Below are 2,371 nucleotides of genomic sequence, written 5' to 3' on the forward strand. Positions count from 1 at the left end.
CCTCCAACCCGGGCGCGTCCTCGGCCAGCGTGAACTCCACCGGCACCGTCCCCAGCTCGTAGCCCTCGGGAGCCGAAACCTCCACGAAGCGGTACGCGCCCATCGGCAGATCGGCTACCTCGATCAGGCCGTCGGCATCCGTGGTCAGGCGTTCGGAACCCGGCACGGGCTCCCAGCTTCCGTCGGCCGTCTGCGCCTCCAGCTTGAACACGGCGCCCGGGAGCACCGTCGTCGGCGAATCGGCATCCACCTTCGTCAGCACGACCTTGCCCAGCGGCGCGGGCGGCTCCTTGGCGTTCGCAGCCGTGAGATTCACGACGATGGGCGCCGACGCGGCGGCGTCGATGGCGAACTCGCGAGGCGTGTCGTCCAGCACGTAGCCTTCGGGGGCCGCGGTTTCCACGAAGCGGTAGCTGCCCACCGCCAAGTCGGTCACCTCGATCAGGCCGCCGGCGTCGGTGACAAGCGCATCGTGGCCCGGCACGATCTCCCAGGAATCGTCGGCGAGCCGCTGCTCCAGCTTGAACGTCGCGCCCGGCAGCACGGCATCGGGATCCTCGGCGTCAACCTTCTGCAGCACCGCCTTCCCGAACACCGGGCTCTTGGTGTTCGTGGCCGTCACGGCCACCTCCAACCCGGGCGCGTCCTCGGCCAGCGTGAACTCCACCGGCACCGTCTCCAGCTCGTAGCCCTCGGGAGCCGAAACCTCCACGAAGCGGTACGTCCCCATCGCGAGACGCTCCACCTCGATCAGGCCGCTGCCATCGGTGACAAGCGACTCGTATCCCGGCACTTCGACCCACGACCCGTCCGCCGCCTGCTCTTCCAGCTTGAACACGGCGCCGGGCAGCACCGTACCCGGCGCGTCCGCGTCCACCTTCGTCAGCACGACCTTGCCCAGCACGGGGGCCCTTCTGTTCTCGGCCGTAACGTTCGCGGTATGGTTCGGCGTGGTCGACGTGATGGCGAATTCAACCGACTCGCTCGTCATCTCATACCCGACCGGCGGCACGATCTCCACGAAACGGTACTGGCCCAACAGCAACCCCGTCACCGTGATCAGCCCGCTTCCATCCGTAGTCAGCTGCTCGGAACCCGCAACCGTCGCCCAGGTGTTGTCAGGCTGCATCTTCTCTAGCCTGAACACGGCGCCCGGCAGCGTGGCATCCGGATTGCCCGCGTCCACCTTCTTCAGCACGGCCTTGCCGTCCTTCACCTCCACGCCGCCCGAGATCACGGTGAAATGCGCGCTTCCGGGCGCCGCTTCCGACCCGCTGTCGCCGTAGGTGAGCGTGGCGTTGTTTTCGTACTGCCCGGTTTCGGACGCGTCGCTGCGCAGCTCTACGATGAACGACGTGAAGTCGCCCTTGTTCGGCCCCGAGGTGCTGAAGTACTTCATGATGATGGCTTTCTGAGCAGGCGTGGCGCCTTTTTCTTCCAGCAGCCAGGAAAGTCCCGCCTCGCCCTGGCCGTCCAGGATGTTTCCGATATTGAGCGGGCTCGACCCATCGCCCGTGGGCACGTCGCCGAACCCGATGTACACCACGCGGTTCTCCCACACGCCGATGGTGGGCACGGCGGCCATGCGCACGCTGCTCGCGAACTCGTCCTGCGTCATGCCGTCGGCCGCCGACTTGTCGGTCAGCGCGAACAGGTCGGTGATGGGGAAGGCCGCGTACTGCTCGGTCTGCGCCTCCCCCGCGTCGGTGGTAGCCACCACGGGCATGTACACCGTCACGCCGCCCGACGTGATGGCCTGGCCGCCCTGCAAGTCGTCGGTCAGCAGCAGGTTGCGCTGCTGCGGCGACGGGTCGGAACCGCCCACGGCATAGTTCGCGTACGCGTCCACGATATTGTCCAGGTTCACGCCGATGCTCCACACGATCTGGTTCTGGCCGGCAACCTGCGAGCCGTACTTCATCAGCGGCGTATCGGGCAGAGGACCCGTCGTAGGCGGTTCGACGCCGATAGACGGAAGCGCTTGGCCGTTAACCGTGAACACGATATCGTTGCCTTGGCCCGTCACGTAGCCCTCAAGCGAGAAGAAGCCATTGTGCAGCGAGGGGAACTGCGCCCCGTCGTCGGAAAGCGTGGTCACGATAGTGATGTCCTGACCGGGGATCATGCTGCCGTTCGCATCGCGGTTGCCGTTGACCACGTACGAGCCGATCACCTTCTGGGTCGTGGGATCGACGAGGTTCACCGGGCCGAAATCGCTGGCCAGGAAGTGATCATCCCCGTTGACGGTGAACGTGAACGTGTCGCCCGCATGCACGTCCGTCATATCGGGAATGCTCCAGTCGATATAGATGCGCACGTACGCGCCGCTGGTCAGCGTGGTGCCAGCGGGAATGTCCAGCCAGCTGTCGCC

1 protein-coding gene is annotated in these 2,371 nt (G+C 66.1%); it reads right to left on the bottom strand.

Going from position 1 to position 2,371, the window contains the following annotated elements; translation table 11 throughout:
- Positions 1 to 2,371: MSCRAMM family protein (locus ACMO6A_RS01165; protein ID WP_418470665.1), on the bottom strand; the 2,371-nt coding region annotated here is incomplete at both ends.

It is taken from the genome of Eggerthella sp. (assembly GCF_048329335.1).
Taxonomy (GTDB): domain Bacteria; phylum Actinomycetota; class Coriobacteriia; order Coriobacteriales; family Eggerthellaceae; genus Eggerthella; species Eggerthella lenta.